The organism is Alteromonas sp. 5E99-2, assembly GCF_017368475.1.
Taxonomy (GTDB): Bacteria; Pseudomonadota; Gammaproteobacteria; order Enterobacterales; family Alteromonadaceae; genus Alteromonas_F.
Genome location: NZ_JAFNJE010000002.1, coordinates 93,701 through 118,088 on the forward strand (window position 1 = coordinate 93,701; position 24,388 = coordinate 118,088).

The 24,388-nt window shown below is 39.9% G+C and carries 21 protein-coding genes; 5 read left to right on the forward strand and 16 right to left on the reverse strand.

The genetic code is table 11. The features are described 5' to 3' along the window. Positions 1-115 precede the first annotated feature (115 nt). The 7 genes from J3L16_RS02510 to J3L16_RS02540 all read right to left on the reverse strand — a co-directional run bounded on the left by J3L16_RS02510 (position 116) and on the right by J3L16_RS02540 (position 5,312). Positions 116-277, reverse strand: coding sequence for a hypothetical protein (locus J3L16_RS02510; RefSeq protein WP_207611309.1), 162 nt, complete (start codon positions 275-277; stop codon positions 116-118). Next, a complete protein-coding gene (locus J3L16_RS02515; protein ID WP_207611310.1) occupies positions 267-503 on the reverse strand; it encodes a hypothetical protein in 237 nt (78 codons plus the stop codon). Before J3L16_RS02515 ends, J3L16_RS02510 begins: the two co-directional genes overlap by 11 nt. 223 nt (positions 504-726) lie before the next feature. After that, complete coding sequence (locus J3L16_RS02520) at positions 727-1,902, reverse strand: mandelate racemase/muconate lactonizing enzyme family protein (protein ID WP_207611311.1); 1,176 nt, start codon at positions 1,900-1,902, stop codon at positions 727-729. A 29-nt stretch (positions 1,903-1,931) separates the two neighbouring features. Beyond that, positions 1,932-2,708: a class II aldolase/adducin family protein gene (locus tag J3L16_RS02525; protein ID WP_207611312.1), complete on the reverse strand. Its 777-nt coding sequence runs from the start codon at positions 2,706-2,708 to the stop codon at positions 1,932-1,934. Between the two features lie 77 nt (positions 2,709-2,785). Further along, the gene (locus J3L16_RS02530; RefSeq protein WP_207611313.1) at positions 2,786-3,253 is read right to left on the reverse strand and encodes a hypothetical protein; all 468 of its coding nucleotides are present in this window, start codon (positions 3,251-3,253) and stop codon (positions 2,786-2,788) included. Between the two features lie 68 nt (positions 3,254-3,321). After that, the gene (locus tag J3L16_RS02535) at positions 3,322-5,061 is read right to left on the reverse strand and encodes a sodium:solute symporter family protein (protein ID WP_207611314.1); all 1,740 of its coding nucleotides are present in this window, start codon (positions 5,059-5,061) and stop codon (positions 3,322-3,324) included. Further along, positions 5,061-5,312, reverse strand: coding sequence for a DUF4212 domain-containing protein (locus J3L16_RS02540; RefSeq protein ID WP_207611315.1), 252 nt, complete (start codon positions 5,310-5,312; stop codon positions 5,061-5,063). The genes J3L16_RS02535 and J3L16_RS02540 overlap by 1 nt, the downstream gene beginning before the upstream one ends. Positions 5,313-5,603: 291 nt before the next feature. Between J3L16_RS02540 and J3L16_RS02545 the strand changes: the two genes are divergently transcribed. After that, positions 5,604-9,020: a PAS-domain containing protein gene (locus J3L16_RS02545; RefSeq protein ID WP_207611316.1), complete on the forward strand. Its 3,417-nt coding sequence runs from the start codon at positions 5,604-5,606 to the stop codon at positions 9,018-9,020. On the opposite strand, the gene J3L16_RS02550 is transcribed toward J3L16_RS02545, so the two are convergent. Together J3L16_RS02550 and acs are read right to left on the reverse strand one after the other, a co-directional pair. Beyond that, positions 9,014-9,664: a response regulator transcription factor gene (locus J3L16_RS02550; protein WP_207611317.1), complete on the reverse strand. Its 651-nt coding sequence runs from the start codon at positions 9,662-9,664 to the stop codon at positions 9,014-9,016. The two genes, J3L16_RS02545 and J3L16_RS02550, sit on opposite strands and share 7 nt — an antisense overlap. Positions 9,665-9,674: 10 nt before the next feature. Further along, entirely contained in the window at positions 9,675-11,615 is a 1,941-nt protein-coding gene (gene acs, locus J3L16_RS02555) for an acetate--CoA ligase (RefSeq protein ID WP_207611318.1), read from the reverse strand. A 218-nt stretch (positions 11,616-11,833) separates the two neighbouring features. On the opposite strand from acs, the gene J3L16_RS02560 reads away from it, so the two are divergent. Next, a complete protein-coding gene (locus J3L16_RS02560) occupies positions 11,834-13,006 on the forward strand; it encodes a DcaP family trimeric outer membrane transporter (protein WP_207611319.1) in 1,173 nt (390 codons plus the stop codon). 50 nt (positions 13,007-13,056) lie between these two features. On the opposite strand, the gene J3L16_RS02565 is transcribed toward J3L16_RS02560, so the two are convergent. The 5 genes from J3L16_RS02565 to J3L16_RS02585 all read right to left on the reverse strand — a co-directional run bounded on the left by J3L16_RS02565 (position 13,057) and on the right by J3L16_RS02585 (position 19,391). Then, a complete protein-coding gene (locus tag J3L16_RS02565; protein WP_207611320.1) occupies positions 13,057-15,015 on the reverse strand; it encodes a S9 family peptidase in 1,959 nt (652 codons plus the stop codon). Positions 15,016-15,078: 63 nt separating this feature from the next. Next, positions 15,079-15,867 (reverse strand): hypothetical protein, encoded by a 789-nt coding sequence (locus tag J3L16_RS02570; RefSeq protein ID WP_207611321.1) that lies wholly within the window; start codon positions 15,865-15,867, stop codon positions 15,079-15,081. 222 nt (positions 15,868-16,089) lie between these two features. Further along, positions 16,090-17,250: a Na/Pi symporter gene (locus J3L16_RS02575; RefSeq protein ID WP_207611322.1), complete on the reverse strand. Its 1,161-nt coding sequence runs from the start codon at positions 17,248-17,250 to the stop codon at positions 16,090-16,092. A gap of 59 nt (positions 17,251-17,309) precedes the next feature. After that, positions 17,310-18,362, reverse strand: coding sequence for an aldo/keto reductase (locus J3L16_RS02580; RefSeq protein ID WP_207611323.1), 1,053 nt, complete (start codon positions 18,360-18,362; stop codon positions 17,310-17,312). A gap of 3 nt (positions 18,363-18,365) precedes the next feature. Continuing rightward, entirely contained in the window at positions 18,366-19,391 is a 1,026-nt protein-coding gene (locus J3L16_RS02585; RefSeq protein ID WP_207611324.1) for a chemotaxis protein, read from the reverse strand. A 364-nt stretch (positions 19,392-19,755) separates the two neighbouring features. Here J3L16_RS02585 and J3L16_RS02590 point away from each other — a divergent pair, with 364 nt between their 5' ends. After that, positions 19,756-20,889, forward strand: coding sequence for a GGDEF domain-containing protein (locus J3L16_RS02590; RefSeq protein ID WP_207611325.1), 1,134 nt, complete (start codon positions 19,756-19,758; stop codon positions 20,887-20,889). 159 nt (positions 20,890-21,048) lie between these two features. Next, complete coding sequence (lgt, locus tag J3L16_RS02595; RefSeq protein ID WP_207611326.1) at positions 21,049-21,831, forward strand: prolipoprotein diacylglyceryl transferase; 783 nt, start codon at positions 21,049-21,051, stop codon at positions 21,829-21,831. 19 nt (positions 21,832-21,850) lie between these two features. Here the strand turns inward: lgt and J3L16_RS02600 are convergent, their stop codons facing one another. Together J3L16_RS02600 and J3L16_RS02605 are read right to left on the reverse strand one after the other, a co-directional pair. Further along, positions 21,851-22,294: a hypothetical protein gene (locus J3L16_RS02600; RefSeq protein ID WP_207611327.1), complete on the reverse strand. Its 444-nt coding sequence runs from the start codon at positions 22,292-22,294 to the stop codon at positions 21,851-21,853. Positions 22,295-22,296: 2 nt separating this feature from the next. Next, positions 22,297-23,577, reverse strand: a complete 1,281-nt coding sequence (locus tag J3L16_RS02605; RefSeq protein ID WP_207611328.1) for a hypothetical protein — start codon at positions 23,575-23,577, stop codon at positions 22,297-22,299. A 282-nt stretch (positions 23,578-23,859) separates the two neighbouring features. Here J3L16_RS02605 and ybaK point away from each other — a divergent pair, with 282 nt between their 5' ends. Further along, positions 23,860-24,336: a Cys-tRNA(Pro) deacylase gene (ybaK, locus tag J3L16_RS02610; protein WP_207611329.1), complete on the forward strand. Its 477-nt coding sequence runs from the start codon at positions 23,860-23,862 to the stop codon at positions 24,334-24,336. The last annotated feature ends 52 nt before the right edge of the window (positions 24,337-24,388 follow it).

Consider the following 24,388-nt stretch of genomic DNA (forward strand, 5'->3'; position numbering starts at 1 on the left):
AAGAGAGGCTTATTCCAACAGCTAAGTTGTCAGTCCCCCTCTTTACCAGTGGCTTTATCTTTAGTGCGAGCACAAGTCACAAATCAGACTCTGAATTCTTAGTATTTTAAAACACTCATTTTTTATTGAATTTATTAAAAATAAACCCACTGAGTAAACCAATAGCGATAGAAGAAATAGCAATTATCCACAACGCTGGGTTAAACTTACTCACCGCAATGCCAAACAGAGATGTTATGATTACTAAGAAAATATAGCCTGCTTTTTTACTGGTCATCGAGAGCATATTGAATTAGTTCATTAACAAGGTAGCCACCACCACCACTTAAACCACCAGCTAGTAATCCCGGTCCAAAACCAACGCCTCCGACTAGAGAACCGAAGGCTCCTCCTACAACTGCACCACCAGCCGTGGCACCAGCTAAACCGGACCACGAAAACTTACCGCCATTTACTTCTTGAATTTCATTTAGACTTAATTCATACATAAAGTTATATTCCATCTTAAAGCTAATCTTTAGAGTTATTGAGCTCGACGACTAGCATTCCGTTAAAAGTGAATGAGATGAACTTTAGTTATGTTACCTATAACCAAGTGAAAACCTCATTAAAACGCGATTATTTGTATAAATACTATCAAAAACACCACAAAACGGTGAATTCGATAGTTAAATAGTAATAGATGAAATTTAATTATGCGCCTGTATAAAAGTCAGGTTTTCGCGCCTATTTCACCGTCACATGAGGTGAGCGTTTGACCAAATCGTCATTTAACTCAATGCCAATACCGGGTAAGTCCGGTACCTTAAATACGCCATTTTTAGGCTGGTAATCTTGGATACATAATTCACGGTTCCATGATTTTATCGCGTAGGTATGGTGTTCATGAATTAGAAAGTTTGGAATTGCGGCTTCTAGTTGTAATGATGCCGCTGTGGCAACTGGACCACCACAAACATGAGCCTGTATGCGTATGTCGTAAACATCTGCGTAATCACACACTTTTTTCGCTTCAGTAAAGCCACCGCACAAGCCTACATCAGGTTGTAAGATATCAATACTTTGCGATTCAAAATACGGCCTAACATCCCAGCGGTGGTATAAGCGCTCTCCACCAGCGATAGGCACGTTGACGCGATCCGATACCTTTTTATGCACTGCTGAATTTAAGTAGTTCACAGGCTCTTCAAACATCATACAGCCCACTTCTTTGATGACTTCCCCCATTTGAATGGCTGAGGCACAGCCCATTAATGAATGGGCTTCAAAGATAATATCAACATCATCACCGACTTCTTGGCGAATGGCTCTTAACCTATCGCCAAACAAGCGCATCTGCTTAGGTGTGAACAGTTTTGTTCGATCGAAGCTAGAATCACCGTTTTCGTCATAAACAATAGGATCTACCTTAACCGCGTCATAACCTTCTGCCATCGCCTTTGCGGCAGAACGAGCATAGTCTTCAGGGGTGAGCATTTTTACGCAATCTTGGGACCAATCAAACTGCAACTGACTAGCATACGTGCGCAGGTTATCGTTGGTTTTACCTCCAAGTAATTGGTACACAGGTACATTCAGTGCTTTACCTTTAATATCCCATAAGGCTGTATCAATTGCGCTCATCGCTGAATACAAAATAGGTCCACCACCTAAGCCCCAAAAGCTTTCACGTAACATACGAGACCAAAGTTGCTCTGTCTTAAACGGGTCAAAACCAATTAAAACCGCCTCTGCGATTTCTTTAATCATTGCAGCTGCAGCGCTATGCCCCCAATCGTAGGCAAGTCCGGCTTCACCTACACCATGAATACCCTCATCAGTATGGATACGAACAAAAATAGGATTCCAAGGCGGGCGCTCAGGACAATGAATATCAAAAATTTCTACATGGGTAATTTTCATTTAACACTCGTGGGTTATTAGGTTTAAGACTATTGATCGAAATCAGGGTATGCGCGCTTAACTCTGCGCATCATGGCCGGCCACGCTTTTTGTCCGCCGGTTTGCCCCGTATGTACTATATTTGCTTGTGCTTTAATTCCATCAATAACACTTTGGCTAATTTCAATGAATGGCTCATCTGTAGTGCATTGCATTTTAACTTGAATTTCACAGGCCCGAAGCAGGTCATACATGTGCATGAAAGCGTCGCCAATAGTCACTCCCATGGTTAACGCTCCATGGTTGCGCAACAACATGAAATTAGCAGAGCCTAAATCCCCTTGTATACGTGCGATTTCATCGTGATCTACGGCTAAGCCTTCATATTCATGGTAACTCATACTGGCTAAAGCAAATGCTGAATATTGGCTATAAGGCTTTAAGCCTTGAGGGTTGTTTGATACAGCAATGGCATCTGCATTGTGTAAGTGCAAACAACACTGAGCCTCTGGCCGAGCAATATGTACGGCGCTGTGAATAGTAAAACCCGCTGGGTTTATTTCAAAAGGGCAATTTGGCTGAATAATATTACCGTGAATATCGATTTTCACTAAATTGGACGCAGTGACCTCTTCAAACGCTAAACCAAATGCGTTTATTAATATATCTTCTGTCCCTGGAATACGGGCGGAAATATGGGTATGGATAAGATCGTCCCATTGGTGCATAACCATTAAGCGATATGCAGCTGCAAGCTCGACTCGAGTTTGCCATTCAGCATCAGAAACTTGATCTTTTAAATTCAAAACGGGAATATCGTAGTTCATAGTACAACGCTAATGCTATTTAAAAAGGGCATAAGCTGAAAGGATAAACACTATGAAGGGGCGATTCAATAAAGACCTCAGTTTACTCTGTTATTAGTTATAAATTCTCCAACATATCGCCCACCTTTAACCGTCGCGATTAATCGTATTTTTTGTTGTGATCCGGTGCCCTTCACAAACTCACTCAAAGGGGTCTCTCTGTGCCAATAGTAAGGAGAGTCTTTCATACCCATACGAAAAACAGCTGATTCATCGTACTTATCAACCAAAAACAAGGTGGCTGTGTCTAAAGGAAAACTTGAATTCAATGTAGTGACATTGCCTTCTTGATATAAATTTAATTCAAATTCACCGGAGCCCAATACGCAATTTTTGCTGACTAAGTCACACCCTTGCTTACTGAGTTTCATTTCATAAAATCGCGGCTTCATAGCTTGGCTTTCGGCCCATATATCAGATGCTGCCCATCCTAGAATTATTAGAATTGGCGCAACACACAGTGCAATTTTAGTATGCCGACTGAGTTTTAAAAAAGCCTGGTACATAGAAAACTCCAAATAAATGTAAACACCCCAACTTTAGTTGAGGTGTTTGATTTCAATAACAAAACGAATTAATGATCATGTGCCGCTTTTATCTCTCCGTGAGGTGAGCGGAAGTTATCAACCATATCTTCAATTTCTTTCGGTGCTGGCTCACCCATTTTCAGTACAATAAAGGCTACTGAAAAGTTAACCAGCGCCCCTACAACACCAAAGGCTTCAGGCGAAATGCCAAAGAACCAATTTGCGCTCATATCACCAAGGAACGACGTTCCAGGAATGAACATAATGCCCTTATGTTGAAATACATACAGCATAGTCACGCCAATACCTGAGCTCATACCGGCAATAGCGCCTTTGTTACTCATGGTTCTTGAGAAAATCCCCATCATAAGCGCAGGGAATATTGATGACGCAGCAAGCCCAAATGCCAATGCCACAGTTCCAGCAGCAAACCCTGGCGGATGAAGTCCCAAGTAGCCCGCAAAGAGAATTGCAATGGTCATAGTGATACGCCCAACCAATAGCTCCTTTTTCTCTGACATGTTTGGCGTTAGCACGCTTTTCATTAAGTCATGAGAAATTGACGAGGAAATAGCCAACAACAAACCCGCAGCAGTGGAAAGCGCTGCGGCTAGGCCACCGGCAGCCACTAAAGCAACAACCCAGTTCGGCAAGTTTGCAATAGACGGGTTCGCCAACACCATAATGTCACGGTCTACAGTAACCATTTCATTTTTCTCAGCATCAGCAACATATTGAATTTTTCCATCGCCATTTTTGTCTTCAAACTTCAATAAGCCGGTTTTTTCCCAATCTTTAAACCACTGAGGACGTTTTTCGTATTCTAATTGCTCTCCTGCAACTGGCTCTATGGTGTTGATTAGGTTAAATCTTGCCATCGCACCCACGGCTGGTGCCACAGTATAAAGCAACGCGATAAATACCAAGGCGTAGCCCGCTGATGCTCTCGCAGCCTGTACTGAAGGCACGGTAAAGAAGCGCATGATAACGTGTGGTAAGCCCGCAGTACCTATCATCAACGATAAGGTATAGGCAAACATATTTAACGAGTTACCCAGTTTGGCCGTAGTATATTCTTTAAAACCTAAGTCGGTGACGACCGCATCGAGCCTGTCGAGTAAAAACACGCCGCTACCATCAGCTAATGTCGAGCCCAAACCAATTTGAGGAATAGGGTTACCGGTTAACTGTAAGGATATAAAGATAGCGGGAATTGTATAGGCTGAAATAAGTACTACGTATTGAGCAATTTGGGTGTAAGTGATCCCTTTCATTCCACCTAGTACCGCATAAACAAAAACCACGCCCATACCGACATACAAACCCACTTCATAAGGCAAATCTAAGAACCGAGAAAAAGCAACGCCCACCCCTTTCATTTGCCCAATGATGTATGTGACCGACGCAATAATTAAACACGCAATGGCAACAATACGGGCACCATCTGAGTAGAATCTATCGCCAATGAATTCAGGTACGGTAAATTTACCGTGTTTTCTCATGTACGGTGCTAGGCACATAGCAAGTAACACGTAACCGCCGGTCCATCCCATTAAGAAAACAGAACCACCGTAACCCAAAAACGCGATTAAACCAGCCATTGAAATAAAGGACGCGGCCGACATCCAATCAGCGCCAATTGCCATACCATTTTGAATAGGGCCAACACCACCACCTGCGGCATAAAAGTCGCTGGTTGAACTAGCTCGAGCCCACCATGCAATACCAAAGTAAACTGCAAAGGTGCTAAAAACGGCAATATAGGTATATAGCTTTAACTCATCCATTATTTTTCCTCTACTTTGTATTTTTTATCAAGATCATTCATTTTCTTTGCGTACCAGAAAACAAGTGCGAGGAAGGTATAAATTGAGCCTTGTTGAGCAAACCAAAAACCAAGTTTGTAACCACCTAGGCGAATAGTATTCAAAGGCTCTACAAGTAATAAGCCAAACCCAAACGACACCGTAAACCAAATAGCTAAACACACTAAAATTAGGCGAACGTTATCTTTCCAATATGTTTGTTGATTCTCCATAAACTTCTCCCGTTTTGAAGGCTACGTACCCTTTAGGTAGCGTAGATTTGTGTTATCAGAATCGAGATGAATTCGGAGAAACCAGCGTTATTTGGTCAAGTCAAAACTCATCACCCATTAAAAAGTTTACAGAGATGTTAAATATTTAATATAAAACTTTAGTCTCATCTCACCATTTTGATTGGTGCTTAACAATTAGAAAAATCAATAAAAAGAAGGTGATAAATATGGTGCTGATGTGTTTTTCGTGGTTATATTGAGTAAAAATGTTAAAAGTATGTATTCAATATTATGTCTATAGTGTGGCCAATTCTGGCGCTGTGTTATTTAACACTGTTGTTTTACATAGCGTCGTGGGGAGATAAAAATGCGTATTTCTCTCGCAAAATCACCTCTCACCCTGCAGTTTATGCACTCGCATTGGCGATTTACTGCACTGCGTGGACATTTTTTGGTTCCGTAGGTCAAGCTGCCAGAGAAAACTGGGCTTTTTTACCCATATTGTTAGGCCCTATATTGGTTTACACCTTGGGGTATCGATTCATATTTAAACTCACTCTCGTAAGTAAAAAATTACATATAAATACGATTTCTGATTTCATTGCGTCTCGATATGGGAAGCGTCAACCCGTTGCCTTGTGTGTTACCTTGCTGGCGTTATTGGCTACTGTGCCTTATATCGCTTTACAAATTAAAGCCATCGGCACAATGTTCATTACTCTGACCAATAGCGACAATGCAGATACAATCACTATTGTGACCACCTTAGCCATCGCCTTGTTTGCAATGTATTTCGGCACCCGAAAATCCGATGTAACAGAATATCGACACGGGCTCATTTTAGCGGTAGCATTTGAATCATGTATAAAATTAATCGCCCTTGTATCACTGGCTTTTGTAGGTTTGTTGGTATGGCGTTCTCAAGGACTAACACCAACAATTGCCGAAATTTATCCAATAGACATAACCTCAAACCTATTTAATTTTAACTTTATTGCGCAAACAATAATGGCCGCTGCCGCCATTGTATGTTTACCTCGCCAATTCCATATTGCTATTGTCGACAATCTAAAATTGAATCACCTAGCTACAGCTCGTTGGCTCTTTCCCTTGTATTTAGTCATTATGATCATAGCTATTCCTATTATTGCAGCCACAGGTAAAGCGGTGTTCATCAGCGGTGATGTAGAATCTGATAACTATGTGCTCGCTTTGGCAATGTACACAGATACCTTTATTATTAAATTAATTGCTTTTCTTGGTGGCTTATCAGCTGCTACGGCAATGATTATAGTAGCAACGTTAGCGCTCAGTACTATGCTATCAAACGACGTAATCTTGCCTCGCCTGTTCAATTCCACCTCCCAAATAAAAACAACCAACCTGGCTAAGAAAATTAGAGTAATTCGTCGTCTAGTTGTAGCATTCATTTTGTTTTTGGCGTTTTTGTATCACCAGCAACTTACCCATACCAGTTCATTACATTCAATCGGCTTGGTTGCCTTTTCCCTTGTTATTCAATTGCTCCCATCCATTGTAGGAGGTCTATATTGGCACAGGGGGCACGCTCACGGCGTTTATGCAGGTTTAATTGGTGGTGTCGCTATTTGGTTTGCTTGGTTAGTGTTACCTGTTATCGCTAGCGGTGGAGAAAGTGAATACACAAACCGAACCTTAAGTGAAGCTGCCATTCTTAGCTTATCAGTGAATTGTATCGCCTATTGGTTGTTTTCTGTAACGGCCAAGCACAGGCTAATTGATAAGCTTCAAGCCATTGCCTTTGTGTCTCCTTCTGAAACACGGCAAACCGCCACGCAAAAGGCCCTTGGAGTAGACATAACAAACAGTGACCTAATTACCTTGCTGACTACTTTTTTAGGAAAAGGCCGTTGCCTTCAATTGATTTCTAACTACGAAAAACAACACAAGCTCACTGTAAATGACGCCGATGACCCTAGTACCCACTTTCTTGTTTTTTGTGAGCGTGCTCTTGGTGGTGTTATTGGTGCCTCTAGTGCTAAAACCCTTATAGATAGTGTAATAAGCGGTAGAAAATTAGATTTCACCGATGTGATCCACTTTTTTGATGACACAGCGCAAACCATGCAGCAAAACATGACTGCGTTAATTACGTCGCTAGAAAATATCGACCAAGGGATGAGCGTTATCGATAAGAACTTATGTTTAGTTGCTTGGAATAAAAAATACGCAAAACTCTATTCCATTCCTGACGAGCTATTAGTTGCCGGAACTCCGGTAGAAAAAGTCATTCGCTACAATGCAGAAAAAGGTGAATTTGGTGCTGGAGACCCAGAAACTCATATCGAAAAGCGTATGGAACATTTAAGAGCCGGACATTATCATAAATTTAAACGCCAACGGGCTGATGGTCGTGTTATTGAAATGATTGGAACACCGCTTCCCGGAGGTGGCTTTGTTACCATATTTACTGATATTACAAGCTTTATAGAAACACAAAAAGTGCTAGAGGAAGCTAAAGTTAACCTTGAAGATAGAATTAGTAAGCAAACTCAAGAAGTACAATCTATTAATGCCTCGCTGCGAAGGGAAATTGATAAACGAAAAACGGTGGAGCTTGAACTCATTCAAGCACGAGAAATTGCTGAAGAAGCAAACAAAAGCAAAACCCGCTTCCTAGCCTTAGCTAGCCACGACATTATTCAACCTTTAAATGCCGCCAGTTTATATACAAGTACATTACAAGAGTTTGCCTTACCCAAGGAACAAAAAGACATTGTCTCCAAGCTCGCTCAAAGTCTAGATGCGGGGGAATCACTCATTAGTACACTACTAGATATTGCTCGGCTAGACCAAAGTAAAATGGAAGCACACATAGAGCCAATCGAGTTACGTAGTTTATTACAGCCTCTTTTAGCTAGCTTCTCTATGGTAGCTAAAGAAAAAGGGCTAAAGCTCAGCTACTGCATTCATTCTATCTATGTGCTGAGTGACGCAAAGTTTTTGTACAGAATAGTCCAGAATCTACTCTCAAATGCCATTAAGTACACAGAGTCAGGACGGGTTATTGTGCGTATTTCAAGTTGCAATGACACAGCTCAGTTTCTGTTTGTAGATACAGGAATAGGACTTTCTGACAGTGAACTTTCACACATCTTTGACGATTTTTATCGAGGAGAAGATCACTCAGAGTCAGGTGTCGGTTTAGGGCTTGGAGTCGTAAAAAGGCTATGCACACTATTGGGGATCAACTTGTCTGTGGAATCAAACAAAAATAAAGGCACTCAATTTCGTTTTACCTTGCCACTGCAACTATCTCAGCCAGCATTACCCACTCAAAAATCCCCTGAAGTATACAGCTTGAGTGGTTTAAGAGCTCTGTGCATTGACGATGATACGCAAAACCTAAAAGCGCTGACCACTTTACTTAATAAATGGCAAGTTTCCTCACACACCTGCACCAATGCCTCTGATGCCCTCGCAGCGCTAGGCGGCTTTATACCTCATGTGCTTTTAGTAGATTACCAATTGAGTTCGAATAGAAATGGCATTGCCTTAATAAAACAAATTAGAGCGAGTTTAAACCGGACAATTTTCGCCGTACTGATTACCGCGAGTCATGAGGAAGGACTCAAGCAAACCTGCGAAGACAGTAGGATTCATTTACTTCATAAACCCTTAAAGCCCGTAAAACTCAGAGCCCTACTGCAAAAGGTGCCTAATCAATAAGTAGGGTCGGGAGTTTCCAGCTCGAGTTGAGATGCGATTAATACTGCTTGCGTGCGGTTATTAATTTTTAATTTCTTAAATATAGCGGTAACGTGGGCTTTAACGGTTGCCTCAGCAATATTCAAATTATAACCAATTTGTTTATTCAAAAGACCATCTTTAAGGTGACACAGCACTTTGTATTGGGAGGGAGTTAACGAGGCAACATTATTGGCAAGTTCAGAAAACTCGTTATCGGCTTCTAGCAACTGATTGGATAAATTATCAGGTAACCAGATATCTCCCTCCAAAATCGCACTGACGCCTTCTTTAATGTCTTGCCTGCTAGCCGTTTTGGGAATAAAGCCAAGTGCCCCTACACTCATAATTTTAGCTATTAATTTTTTGTCTTCTATTCCCGAAACTACAGCGATAGGTACTTCCGGATGCAATTTACATATGTGCAGTAAGCCAAATAAATCATGACTTCCTGGCATATGTAAATCTAACAGTAACAAATCTACATCCTGCTCATCCAAAGCTAATACGGTATTAGCCAAGTCCGATGCTTCAATAATATCAAGCTCATCGAAGGCACTGTGCAAAATTCCTTTAAGTGCCTCCCGATAAAGTGGATGATCATCGGCTATAAGTAATGTAGTCAAGTAACAAGCCTTATCGAATTAATCTTTCGTTAACTAGGGTATCGACCACACTGGGGTCGGCCAAAGTAGACGTATCGCCTAATTGATCGTGTTCATTCGCTGCAATTTTACGCAAAATCCGACGCATTATTTTTCCTGAGCGCGTTTTTGGTAACCCTGGAGCCCATTGTAATTTGTCTGGTACCGCAATGGGACTTAGCTCTGAGCGTACCGACTTAACAAGCTCTGTGCGCAACTCGTCGTTAGCCTCAACACCTTCATTAACCGTTACATACACATAAATGCCTTGGCCTTTAATATCATGAGGAAAACCAACTACTGCAGCTTCGGATACTTTCTCATGAGCAACCAATGCGCTTTCAATTTCTGCGGTACCCAACCTGTGTCCAGATACATTAAGCACGTCATCAACACGACCAGTTATCCAGTAATAACCGTCTTTGTCTCTACGAGCGCCGTCTCCCGTAAAGTACACCCCAGGGTAGGCGCTAAAATAGGTACTGATAAACCGTTGATGATCACCGTAAACAGTACGAGCTTGGGATGGCCAACTGTTTTTAATAATCAAATTACCTTCGCTCTCGCCTTCTAACTCCTTCCCTTCTGCGTCAAACAAAGCAGGTTGAATACCAAAAAATGGCCTTGATGCTGAGCCGGGTTTTAAATCTGTTACGCCAGGTAAAGGAGTAATCATCACCCCCCCTGTTTCAGTTTGCCACCAAGTATCCATAATAGGGCATGTATTGGCACCATACTGTTTGTGATACCAAAGCCATGCTTCTGGATTTATAGGCTCTCCAACTGAACCTAAGAATTTAAGCGACGATACATCGCAGCCTTCAGTAGGCTTATCTCCATGGGCCATTAATGCTCTAATTGCGGTAGGGGCAGTATACAAAGAGGTGACCTTATACTTTTCAACAATTTGAGCGATTCTGCGTACATCTGGATAGGTAGGTACGCCTTCAAAAAATACTTGTGTTGCTCCGTTAATCATAGGCCCATACACCATATAACTATGACCTGTAATCCAGCCTACATCAGCTGTACACCAATAAGTGTCGCCCTCTTGATAATCGAAAATATATTTAAACGTAAGCGCGGTATATAACAAGTACCCACCGGTAGTATGTACTACACCTTTGGGCGTGCCTGTTGAGCCAGAAGTATAAAGAATAAACAAAGGGTCTTCTGCATTCATAACCGCAGCTTCGCACTTTGCTTCACAGCTTTCAGTCAAAGTTTTCCAGCACACATCTACAGGGTTCCAATTTATTTCAGCTCCTGTGACTTTTAAAGTGATCACGCTGGTAACTGACTCGCAACCCGGTTTATTTAAGGCAGCGTCTACATTCGCTTTTAGAGGAATAGTTCTGCCACTCCTGCGACCTTCATCAGCGGTCAATACCGCCTTTGCTTCACTGTCTTTAATTCTGTCGGCTAAGGCATTTGGCGAGAAACCACCAAAAATAACACTGTGTACCGCACCAATTCTCGCACACGCTAACATGGCATAGGCAGCTTCAGGTACCATTGGCATATAAATAGCCACACGGTCGCCTTTTGTCACTCCACGCTTCAACAAGCCATTAGCCAATTTGCACACTTCATCGTGTACTTCTTGATAGGTAATTTCTTTATGATTTTCGGGTGAATCCCCTTCCCACAAAATAGCTGTTTTATTGGCATTTTTTTCTAAATGGCGATCAACACAGTTATAGCAGGCATTGAGCTCGCCATCCTCAAACCATTTGATACTCACATCATTTGAAGAAAATTGAGCGTTACTTATTTTTGTAGGCGCTTTGAACCATTCCAAAATAGACGCTTGTTCACCCCAGAATTTATCGGGGTTAGCAATAGAGGCATGATACATAGACTGATAGTCTTCAGGTGTACACAAAGCACGGGCGGAGACAGACTCAGGAACAGGGAAAACGGTCTCATTCATAATTAACTCTCTAAAAAGATGGTTCACACATTGAATATTACATAAATTTTACCCTCTATCTAACATTAAATAACATTCGACCTTGGTATTAATTCGATTAAAGTTAAATATTTGTTAATACTTTAGTCTCAAGTTTGCATTTCTTGATTGGCTTTTCCGTTGAGATCCGCAAGAGTAACTGTATCAATAGCACACACTAAAACACTTGGAATAGACTAATGAAAATAACTAAACGCTTATTTCGTCCAGTAATAATCTCTTTCGGTATAGCTTCTGCTGTTAGTGGCACGCATGCAAATGCTGTTTCAATTGGCGACACCCAGTTTTCTTTAAGCGGATATGTAAAATTTGACGCTTTAGTCAGTGATTATTCGGAAGGTGCGCCTGCATCGGGCAGCCTTACACGGGATTTTTATATACCCAGCTTAACTCCGGTATCTGGAGGCGATGAAGGGCCACAACTTGATTTTCATATAAGGCAGTCTAGATTACGACTAACATCATCTACTCCTACAGAATCAGGAGATAAATTAAATGCCGTTGTTGAAATAGACTTCTTAGTCACCGATGGTGGAAATGAAAGGGTAAGTAACTCGTTTACGCCCCGTGTTCGCCATGCTTATATCGAATATAAGAACTGGTTGATTGGACAACAATGGTCCACCTTTATGGATACCAGTATATTACCTGAAACACTGGATTTCATTGGTGTGACTGACGGTGTAGCCTTTGCTCGCCAACCACAAATTCGCTATTCTTCTGGTAATTGGCAATTTGCTTTAGAAAATCCAGAATCAACAATCACTCCCTTTGGCGGCGGTAGCCGTATTGTAAGTGACGATAACTTCCTACCTGACGCCGTGGTAACTTACACCTACAAACAAGACTGGGGATATATCAAAGCTGCAGGTATCGCTCGTCAGTTGGCATTTGACAATGGTGCTGAAATTGACGATTCAGAAACCGGTTTTGGTATTAACATTTCCAGTAAAATCTTATTCTCCAATGGTGATGATTTACGACTATCTTTTGTAACTGGTTCTGGCCTAGGCCGTTATTTCGCACTTAACGTTGCCAATGGCGCTGCGCTAGACGCAAATAACAATTTAGACGCTATTGATAGCACTGGCTTTACCCTAGCTTATCGCCATAAATGGACTGAAGTGCTCAGAAGTACAGTGACCTTTTCTGCCAACAGTATTGATAATGACCCAGTACTCACAGGTACAGGCGTTACTGAGTCATCCTATAGTTCTAGAGTGAATTTACTTTACTCACCAACTAAGCGCTTAACCGTGGGTGCTGAGTACGGTTTTGCAAGCCGTGAAACCGAAGGTGATTTGGAAGGTGATTTAAATCGGTTACAGTTCTCTGCGAGATACAATTTCTAAGTAAACATCTAGCTAAGGCGTCTACCTTAACGCCTTAGCTTCTGATTGATTTAAATGCCTATGTGCTCACGTAAGAAGGCATCCATTTCATCAAACAGTTCCCGTCGATTGCGTTGAATAGAAAGAAAGTGATCACCGTTCTCCAGTTCAACATACTTCACACTCTTATCTTGTTTTTTAAGTGCTTTATACATGATTTCGCTATGTTTTATATCTACAGTCGCATCTTCTTCACCGTGCAGTAGCAAAATGGGTGTAATAATTTTGTCTACATTGTGATAAGGAGAACGCGCTTTAAGATCTGAGCGTTCAGAACCAATTTGTTGCTTCACAAACTTTGCGTTTAAGAACCTTTTGCTCTCGCGAACAAGTAACGACAAATCACTCACCCCAGCAAAACTAATTGCACATTTAAATAAATCAGGGGTTTTCACTGTAGCCATCAAAGCCGCATAGCCTCCATAGCTGGCGCCAACTATGCATACTTTTTCTGGGTTACTAATTCCCTCATCTATCATCCAGTGAGTTGCATCGGTCAAATCATCTTGCATTTGCAGTCCCCAAGCGCCAACCTGACTTTGAGCAAATTCAAATCCAAACCCTTCAGACCCTCTAAAGTTAGGACGCAGCACAGCAAAGCCACGACTAACAAAAAAAGAAGTCCAATAATCAAAGCCTGAAAAGGTTCTCGAACCAGGTCCACCGTGAGGATAAAGAATAGTAGGAAGGTTAGTTTTACTGTTGTGAGGTAACGTAAGGAAAGCCTCTATTTCAAGTCCATCCCTTGCTTTATACGTGATTTTTTTGTGCTCTATCAAAGTATCAGCCGTAATTTCGGGATAGGTTAAAAATAAATGGTTGAGAGAGCCTGTTTTACGATCACCTAAATAATAACGACCAGGAATATGATCAGATTCAGAGTAGGACAGATAAACGTTTTCATCTTGATTAAAGCTAGTCACATAGTTTGACGTGTCTGGAAACGCGAGATCTAACCCCTTTTGTAACTTGTCTCTAGTTCCTCCCCAGTATACAACCCCAGACGGAGAGTTACTGTGTCTCACGCCAATAACCTGTTGTGACATTTTGGAGTAAACAAGGCCTCCATTTACATCGAACTTGGGGTCGGAATAAACAAGTTCACTGTGGTTTGTTTCTAGATTAACCTTAAATAATGCCAATTTATCGTTCAAATATTTCTGGTAATAAAGTGTATTTCCACTATGAGAAAACCCCGCAGGGATGATTTGCTGACTTAAATCGTCAAGGGCGTTATATTCAAATAATGTTTCCCACTTTTTTGAAGTAGGCCCACGTTTCACCCAAATTTTCGTTTCCCCTGTTTTATAATTTAAAGCATGCCCTAGCCTCAAATTACTCTGCCTGTCTGTCATCCAAGTTCGAATTCTTAACTTACCTTTCTCAATTCTTTTTTGCTTTCCTGTATTAATATTTAACTTAAAGACTGAAGGTTCATGCAGTACATCCGAATCCAAAGCAATTAAGATATGTTCAGGGTCTTCGGGTAAAAAATCAATGACCTGATCCTGAAATTGCGAACGGACCCCTGTCTTATTGGACAAGCGGCTTTGTTTCACAATCAGTCTTGATTTTTTGGTTGTAATGTCGGTGGCCAATAAACGTGTTTCATATGTATTTACGCCATTTCTCTCCATTGAAAATAAAGCGCTGACAATTAACGTTTCTTCATTAGCCCAGTGAAACCAATTAATTTTTATATTTTCATTATCTGTTTTAAGCAGATCTACCGTCTTGCCACTTCGAATATTAAAAACTTGCAGCAGAGCAATTTCTGGCTGTAAAAAATTCTGAACAAAAGCAACAGAATCTCCAGAGGGTGACAAATGCACATCGGTAAATTTGGGTAATCGACTGTATACCCTCGAATCAGTTGGTAATTGATTTAGAGTACTTGAATTTGCTAACGCTAGATTGGAAAAAAAGAAAAACGTTAAACCATATAAGACGATAAAAATACTACGACCCATTATTAACCTTTATTAGATTGGATGCTTCAACATGGAAACAAATAATTGTACTTAGAAAGTATTTTAGAATTTAACTTCCAAGCCCAATAAAAAGCCTTCTGTTGCCAATTCCAGATCAGAATTATCACATTCATTAGCCAAATCATTCGCTAAACAACCATCTCGATTATCTGATTCACTATCACTAAACATCTGAAATTGGTAGCCGGCTGAAACAGAGAGCCTTTTAGTAAGTTGGTAATTTAATGCCCCACCAAGTTGAAATAAATTGCTATTATTTGCTTCAAATCGAGCGATATCTAAGCTGATATTCAACTTTTCGGTTAATTTAAAATCTTGTTCTAATCGGAGCCCAAACAGAAATTGACTTTCTGACACGTCAAATGCCAAATTATTAATTTGTATATCTGTACTATAGTTGGCTAAAGAAACACCGGGTGATACAGTTAATTTATAAAAATCACCATTAACGGCATACCAATCAAACAAAACAGAAGTAGTACGGAAGTCAAAATCGTAGCTCACATCTAAAGGGGCACCTTCACTCGCTATTAGCCTAGTTCCATTAATTTGAATAGCTTCCACTCTTTGGCCTTGTTCATTTATTTCGCCCCCGCCTTCAAACACTTGTGAAGTATCACCAGATTGAGCGATGAAGTTAGCTGATGCACCAAATTTCTTATTTATTTCGTACTTAGCTTTTAGTGAAATGGCAAGGTCACTTTTGCTATCAGCTTCCAAAGTAGATGTGCTTGGAGAAATACTGCAACCAGAAAACAACAGCGTTATGCTAAAAACAGGTAAAAGAGTATAAGTAAGTTTGGATAAACCATCACGAAGATCAATAACCATTAGAAATCCTTTTCTTATCTTCAAAAATTAAAAAACATTGCTTGTTGCATTGATATTATGAATATCTTCACGTCCCTATATAATCACATATAAATCAAAATAAAAATCACAAAGGTATAAAACCAAGCTCGCTCGTTAGGCTATGTGAATAATTAAACCTCAAGCCGAAAATGCCCATAGTAAATTCGTTTATGGAAACGGTTTCAATTGAAGCTTAATAAACTAATTACTAATCAAAATTGCGCTCAAAGGGATCACGAAAAATAAGCCAAGGATATATCCTAAGCCAAACACTTTCTTTTCAGACACTTTAATAGATAACTTGTATGAAAGGTTAGGAGGGATTTCTCTTAAAAAGGGCACGCCATAAATAAGAAGTACAGCTAGAGCGTTGTATAAAAAATGTACCAAAGCAATTTGTAGTGCAAAAGACGCGTTAATTCCTGTAACACCTAATGCCGCAATAATTGCTGTGATCGTAGTACCGATATTTGCACCCAATGTGAAAGGATAAATATCTCTCGCTTTCAACACTCCCGTTCCTACTAAAGGCACCATTAAGGACGTGGTTGTTGAAGAAGATTGCACTAAAATTGTCACTAACGTGCCTGAAGTAATACCCGTAATAGGCCCTTTACCTACACTTCTGTGCAACACATCTTTTGCTTTACCTACCATTAACGACTTCATTATTTTTCCCATATAGGTAATGGCAGCTACAATCAAAACAATCCCTATCACAGCTTTTACCATGCCTAAATATATAGGTGGTAGGGACGCTAATGCATGGCCAACAAAGTCATTAAACGGCGAAGTCAGTGCTTTAATAGGATTAAATGAATTTACATCTGCCGTAGCACCTGTAGTGAAAAACGACGCCATTTGAGCACTCAGCTTTTCAAGTAAACCAAACATGATTTCTAAGGGTAAGAAAATCATCACGGACAACAAATTGAAAAAGTCGTGAATGGTTGCTGCATTGAAGGCTCTTTGGAATTCTTCTTTTTTGGCTACATGTCCTAAGCTAACAATGGTATTGGTAATACTCGTACCAATATTTGCGCCCATCATCATAGGCACGGCAATGGTGATGGGTAATCCACCTGCAACCATAGCCACAATAATAGAACTCACTGTTGAAGATGACTGAATTAGCGCAGTACACACCATCCCTATAATCAATCCCATAATAGGATTGGAAGCAAAGTCAAACAAGGCTTTGGCGTGATCAGCAGTAGCTAGTTTAAAGCCACCACCTATCAAGCTAACGGCTTGTAGCATTAAAAAGACAAGAAAAGCCAATGAAACCCATTTAAAGACTAACTTTATGGTGCTATCTAGATCTTTAGGTGGTGCTTGGATATGTTCATTCTTAAGAGACATAGCACATTTCGCAAAATAATTTGCCTAAATGATATGTCTCCTTTATTACAGATATATGACTAAAAGGGTACCGGGTACTGTTTAAACACATCGTGAATATCATCAACTAGCTCTTCGCTAGTTGGAGATACAAACGCATCGATGTCTTCTTTTAGTTGAACAGTATTGGTTGCGCCGATGATAGTGGATGTAACTCCGCTAACTTGTTGCACCCATTTCAAAGCAAGCTGAGCAGGCGTGATCCCGTGTTTTTCTGCAACTAAGATATAGGCTTTAGTCGCGTTTTGAGCCGCTTTAGTGTCTCTAAACAAGCCTTGGCGTTGTTCCATTGTCCAACGAGACCCTTTTGGTCTAGCGCCATCTAAATATTTGCCGGTTAGCATGCCCGCAGCAAGCGAAGACCAAGGTAAATAAGCAACGTCTTCAAACGCACAAGTTTCAATCAAATACGGCCAATCTTTTGCGTGTAACAAGCTAAATTCGTTTTGAATAGAAACAGGTTTAGGTACGCCTAATTCATCGCACAAAGACAAATACGTATGAATCCCCCAAGGGGTATCATCAGATAAACCCCAATGACGTATTTTACCTTCTTTGATTTTTTCTCCGAGTTTTAAAACGATATCAGCCATCTCAGCTTTTTCTTTCTTCACATCAACCTGAGTTGGGTCAGTGCGCCAAGGCCAGTGTTTAGCAAAATGCGGGCCTGGACGATTCGGCCAATGGAGTTGGTATACATCCACATAATCAGTATGTAATCTTTTCAAGGAATCATCTAACGCTATATCAATAGCAGCTGGCGTAATTGGGTCCCCATTTCGAATGTACTCAAATCCTGGGCCCACAACTTTCGTCATTACGACCAGATCGCTGCGCTTGTCGGTATTTCTTGCTAACCAATTACCTAAGATTCTCTCTGTGTCACCATAGGTAGATTCGTTCGGAGGAACAGGGTACATTTCCGCAGTGTCAATAAAGTTAATGCCCGCTTCTAGCGCCATTGATAATTGAGCGTCGGCTTCGCTTTGAACGTTTTGAATGCCCCACGTCATTGTGCCTAAGCACACATCTGATACCGAAAGACCACTTGTGCCTAAAGGGTTATATTGCATAAGTTAAAATCCTTGTTGCTCTTTGATTTCTTTTAATTGATGTTTTGCTTCTTCTAACTGTTGCTCAGCATCTCGCCTTGCCTCAACCATATCGTTAGCTAATTCAGCTAGTGATTTAAATTCTGCAAAACCAAGTTTTTTGGGATCAAGACGGTGAAATTCTCGCTTGCACTGGTAAAAAAACATAACAAAATAGGAAAATGCACGGTGAAAAGTAGCAAAGCTCTTTAGCAATATACTGATCATGGCTATACAGGTCACAATAGCCACTAATAAGCTGTTTAAACGAATCTGCTCGCCTTGTTCCTGAATAAGTGGCTGTAATTTTTCTTCGATGCTTGCTAAACGAGATTCAACCAAGTGCGCCTGTCGCCTAAACTCACCTCTGAGTCCTTCGCTTTCTGTTTCACCCATTTTTTGTATAGATTCAGACAGCTTGTCAAAAAGAGCTTGCAAGGTTTGTAAATCAGTTTTTGCTTCTTCGCTCGAAAAATCATCTGAGGTTAATTGTTTAATGACGCTTTTAAACTCATATTCAGATTCCATTTCATAATTTAATAAAAAATCACGATTTGCGACAATCGCTTTTGCGAGTAGCAACTTTGCACGCTCCGATGAAGCCGCCATAGTTAAACGAGTAACAACCTCATTAAAGCTTCCTCTTAAGCCTTGAGTCGCTGACAAACCAATCACTCGATGAATAAAAACCACTTCATTAAACAGTTCATCATATCGCTGAATGGTTTGCGCAAGCTCTGAAGTTTTGTTTATATCTAAGCCATAACCGCTATATAAGGGTTCGATATCATCTAGCTTTGCTCTAAATTCTTTTATTCTGTCCCCAAACAATCCGACATAGCGCATGTTGCCTCTCAACAAGAAATCCTTCTCATGTCGACGCAATTGCAGCAACTCAACACTCAATTGCTGCAGCAGTTCTTTTTGCTGGCTTAACGCTGATAATTTAAGGTTGACTCTGTGTTGACTTACAACAATGGTTCCCATTCCTAGTACACAGACAAGTGCCATTAAGAACAAGCGAAATTTGATTGAGTTAAAAGTCATTATAAAATGAAAATTACTAAGTGAGTATGGCGCCATCGTAAAGTATATTCACCCTATTTCAAAGTATACAAACACACAAGTGCTATCAAAACACAATAAATGGCCTCGCAGTTTTTACTCTTCTGTTAAGTAGCCTTCTATTAATCGACTCATTCACTCGTCTTTTTTCAATTAAACGACAATAGCTGATCCCCTAACCTCAGAAGTTGCGCTTACTTTATGTGAATGTAATATTTCATTTTTAAACAATACCTTAGGTTTAGTTAGAAAACTGTGTGTATAATAATTTCAGACCAAAAATAAAAGGTATGCTAGCGGCTCGATTTATATGACTAACAATGACTCTTTTGCTGACAGCCCGCACAATTTAATTTTTATTAAGCGCATCGAACAATATAAAATGCAGGCATTTAAGAATAACCTGCTCACCGCTTTTGGTGGTGTTGCTGCTTTGATATTGTGTGTACTTTTTAGCGTTCCTAGATACATTGTGGTTATTTGGCTGTGCACTTTTTTGTTGGTACAAGTTTTTTCTAACTTAGTGGATTTCACACTGACCAAATTTGCAAAAAGCTATACGCAAAAAATGATTTGGTTCCGGTTACGAATTTGCTGTGCAATGCTTACTGCAGGGTGTTTTGGCGCCATACATTTTCTATTACCCGACAGTGCAGGCATTTTTGATCGCATGTTAATCATGACAATGGCAGTGGCATTTAGCTGTACAGTTGTGATCGGCTTTCAAATGTTCCCTATTCTCTACATGCTGTATTGCCTAGTCACTGTCAGTTCTATCACTGCTTACTTATTATTACACCCTTATTCACTAGGTATAGACGAGTCTATAATTTATATTTGCTGTATTATTTTTGGCCATTTTTTTGTACTACAAAAATCACTATTTAGTTACAAAATTTCTATTCTCGCAATACAAAATGAAATTAAGCTAGAAAACGAAATTGTTTCCCATATTGCCAGTAAAAAGGTTATTCGCCGGCAAGCCTATTATGACCAACTTACGGATATTTTGAATCGAAGAGGATTTGAAAAAAAAGCAGAGAAGTTAATCGAACAGCAGCAACCTTTTCTTTTAGTCTTTATTGATTTAAATAAATTCAAATCGATTAATGATACATATGGTCATCTTTGTGGCGACCAAGTTTTACAGGTGTTTGCGAAAAGACTGAAAGCCAATATCAAGCAAGATGATGTATCAGCACGCCTAGGTGGTGACGAGTTTTGTATATTGCTAAAACATCAAGATGACTCGGGAAATCTCTCCCATATAGATAAATACCTTGGTCGATTGCAAGAGAAACTATGTGAGACAATGTCGGTATGTAATCTTAATTTGCGCGTTTCATCCAGTATGGGAGTTGTGTCCTTTCCCGAACAAGCGCAAACTTTGGACCAATTGTTAACCATTGCCGATAATCGTATGTACCAAACTAAATCCAGTTAACGCTTCTTTCGAAATAGCCACAATTTCACTTTTAGCCATTCGTTATGTGATCGTTAAATTCCTTAATATGCAGTCTTCGTATAATATGGTTATCTATAGCGTTTGATTTGGCCGTAAAGCTAAATGTAATTTTATGACATCACATTGAGAGAAGACTTTTTGGAACACTTTATTTGGAACATAGACCCTATTGCTCTTTCTTTTGCAGGGTTAACGATTCATTGGTACGGCATCTTATTTGCCAGCGCAATTACCGCTGGATTTTATGTAATGAAATGGATTTATACACGAGAAAACATCAGTTTAGACGCATTAGATAATCAGCTTATCTATGCTGTTGTTGGTATTGTTGTCGGTGCTCGATTAGGACATTGCTTGTTTTACGACCCTAGTTATTACTTATCAAACCCATTAAAAATACTCGCTATTTGGGAAGGCGGATTAGCCAGTCACGGCGGTGGGTTAGGTGTCATTATCGGCATGTTTTTTTATCATAAAAAGCACGGCGTAAACTTACTCTGGTTATTTGACCGATTAAGTATTGCCACAGCCATTTTCGGCTTATTTGTCCGCAGTGCTAATTTTATCAATTCTGAAATTGTGGGAAAACCAACCGATGTACCTTGGGCAATTATATTTCAGCGAATTGATATGCTACCTCGCCATCCAGCTCAACTATACGAAGCCATAGCCTATTTGTGCATATTCGTTATTTTAATGCTGTGTTATCGGTTTACCCAAATACAGCAAAAAAACGGTGTACTTTTTGGTTTATTCTTAACCTTAATCTTTTCTAGCCGTTTTGCATTAGAGTTTGTAAAAGTGAAACAAGCTGGCTATGAAACAGGGTTAGCAATAAATACAGGGCAATGGCTTAGCATACCTTTCTTAGTGTTTGGTTTGTATTTATTGGCAAATGGGTTAAGAAAACCTAAGGAATAATTTTAGTGCGAGTCTGATGTTATTCAAAACGATAGACGACTCGCATTTTTTTACTAACATGTCCAACCGGAAGGTAAGCAATTGCCTTTTCATTTTGCTCTACAATTGAAACCACATCGTCTATCCCTTCTGCTTTGTGAGGTGGACGAGCACTGCCTGAGAACAACAGCCGAGACCAATAGGAATTAATGCGTTTTTCAGTTTGCTTAACGAGCAACTTATAAAACGTTTGCTTGATTCTTGAGTTATCGGGAAAATCTACGGGGAACGCTGAACCTCCACTGGGGAAATTCTGATAACGTCCCATATAGATATCTGTTAATTGCTTCTTAGTCAGTGCCATTTCATTGCTATTTACATTAACAACAACGACCAGTTTGTTTTCGTCAGCCGCCACTGATGTCGATAAAAAAATCACGACAATAAACAGTTGAGTATATTTGTACAAAAGAGTTCGAAGCATTTTTAAAATACCCAATTCACACTTAGGTGAAGAAGGTTTACGTTTGCCTCAGACAATGAATTACTGTTGTTGTTTGTAGGAAACAAAGTCACGCTTCCGGTACTGTCCAACATAACATGATCATATTGAAATTTAAGCGCTAGAGACGAAGTCCAATCGTAACGTATCCCCGTTGAAATAGTACGTTGGTCAATTCTGGTTGCTAAGATGATTTGATCTGCCATGTTCATTAACCTCTGAAAATCAGGTTCATTTCCTTGGTTAATTTCAGTTAAATCACCATTAAAATTAAACGCTACAACATCATCTTTGGGTTCAGAAAAAGCAGCGAGAATATAAGGTGTAAAGTCGTTAATTTTATAACCAATTGACAAATAGCCAGTGTAAGTAGGAGGCGTTATCAACCAGTTCAAATCAGAAGAAGCAAACTCAGCTTGTACGACAAAGGGGTAACCGTCATATTTCGCACCAACAGAGATATAGCTAACCGACTCATTGTTTAGGCCGAACCTTCTTGCTAAGTTTTGAGCGTTGGGAAGAATTGCAGGTGGAGTATCCGCAAGCGTATTTGCAACTCCTAAAAAGCCACTACCTGCATTAAGCTTTACTTTTGCTGATGTATAACCCGTAAACAAAACAAAGTTTTGCTTAGACCATTCTGCGCTGATAGAAAAAATATCTGATGCAATAATGTCAGTATTTTGAACTCGATTTCCTTGTTCCGTAACACTGCGCCCAAACACAGAACGTATTTTCGTATATCCACCGGCAATATCAGTTTTAAAGTTCACGCCAACACCATCTACTGAATCAACAATCACAGATTGCGCGTAAAACTCTATTGGCGGCCTTGCCCACAAATAACCATGACTGACATTTTTGTGATCAGATAACAAATAAATATTCGGATTAATTCTGCCAGCCATTAAATCTATTTTCCGAGAAGCTCGGTAGCGTAAAAAACCAATCGCTAATAAATTATCAAGACTTCGTTTGTTGTTATCTTCTAAAACAATTTGCGAAAAAACATCCCATTTATCATTGATAACCCAATCAGCTTGAAAACCAATAATTGAATCAGGAAGCAGAGAAATGTCATTTCGTTCTCTATTAATATATGAGCGGCTAAAACCAAGCTCATCAGATCCCTCATAAGTTATTGCGAGAGTTCCAAAACCATTGAATCTGAACTTCGGGTCGGCAGCCAGAGTGTGCGAAAAAAGCAATAAAGTGAGTAGCGACAAATATCGCTGAAACAAACCTTGTTCCATACTTTTGAGCATAAAAAATGTATTAAACGTTTAATTTCTTTCTATTTTATCTGTTGTGTCATAGTAAACAATATAGCTCTGCATACAGCCTTATTATTTTCAATACAGCACCTAACAGTAGAATTCATGGCAAACTTTAACTAATAACCACTTTCTTTTGGCGGATATAGTACGATAACATGCCAAAGCATATAAATGATAACGTATCATAAGTTACATTTTTTACCAAATTAATCAATTAGTTGGGATATAACATCCCAATAAATATTTTTTACTCAAAATAATATTGCCATTATGACTCCAGCAGTTTCAATCCTAAACAAAAACAACATTCGCTATCAATTACACGAATATGACCACGACACAACCTCAGACTCATATGGTAAAGAAGCAAGTGAAAAAATGAACGTGGCGGCAGAAGCGATATTTAAGACTTTGGTGGTGAAATTAAATAACAGTGAACTCGTGGTAAACGTGATCCCAGTAACTTCCCAGTTGAGCATGAAAGCTGTGGCGAAAGCCCATAATGCGAAAAAGGCTACAATGGCAGATAAAGTAGAAGTACAAGGTTCAACAGGCTATGTAGTTGGTGGAATTAGTCCGATTGGACTTAAAAAGGCATTAAGAGTATTGATTGATGACTCTGCACTAAGCCATTCCAGTATATTTATCAGTGGTGGCCGCCGAGGGTTAGAAATTGAACTTTCGCCGCTAGATTTAAAGCAAATAGTCAAAGGCGAATTTACTAACTTAACTCAGAAAATTGCTTAAATTTCGCCCTTTTGTATAGGCTAGTTTACTTTGAAAGATAAAGAAAAATCAT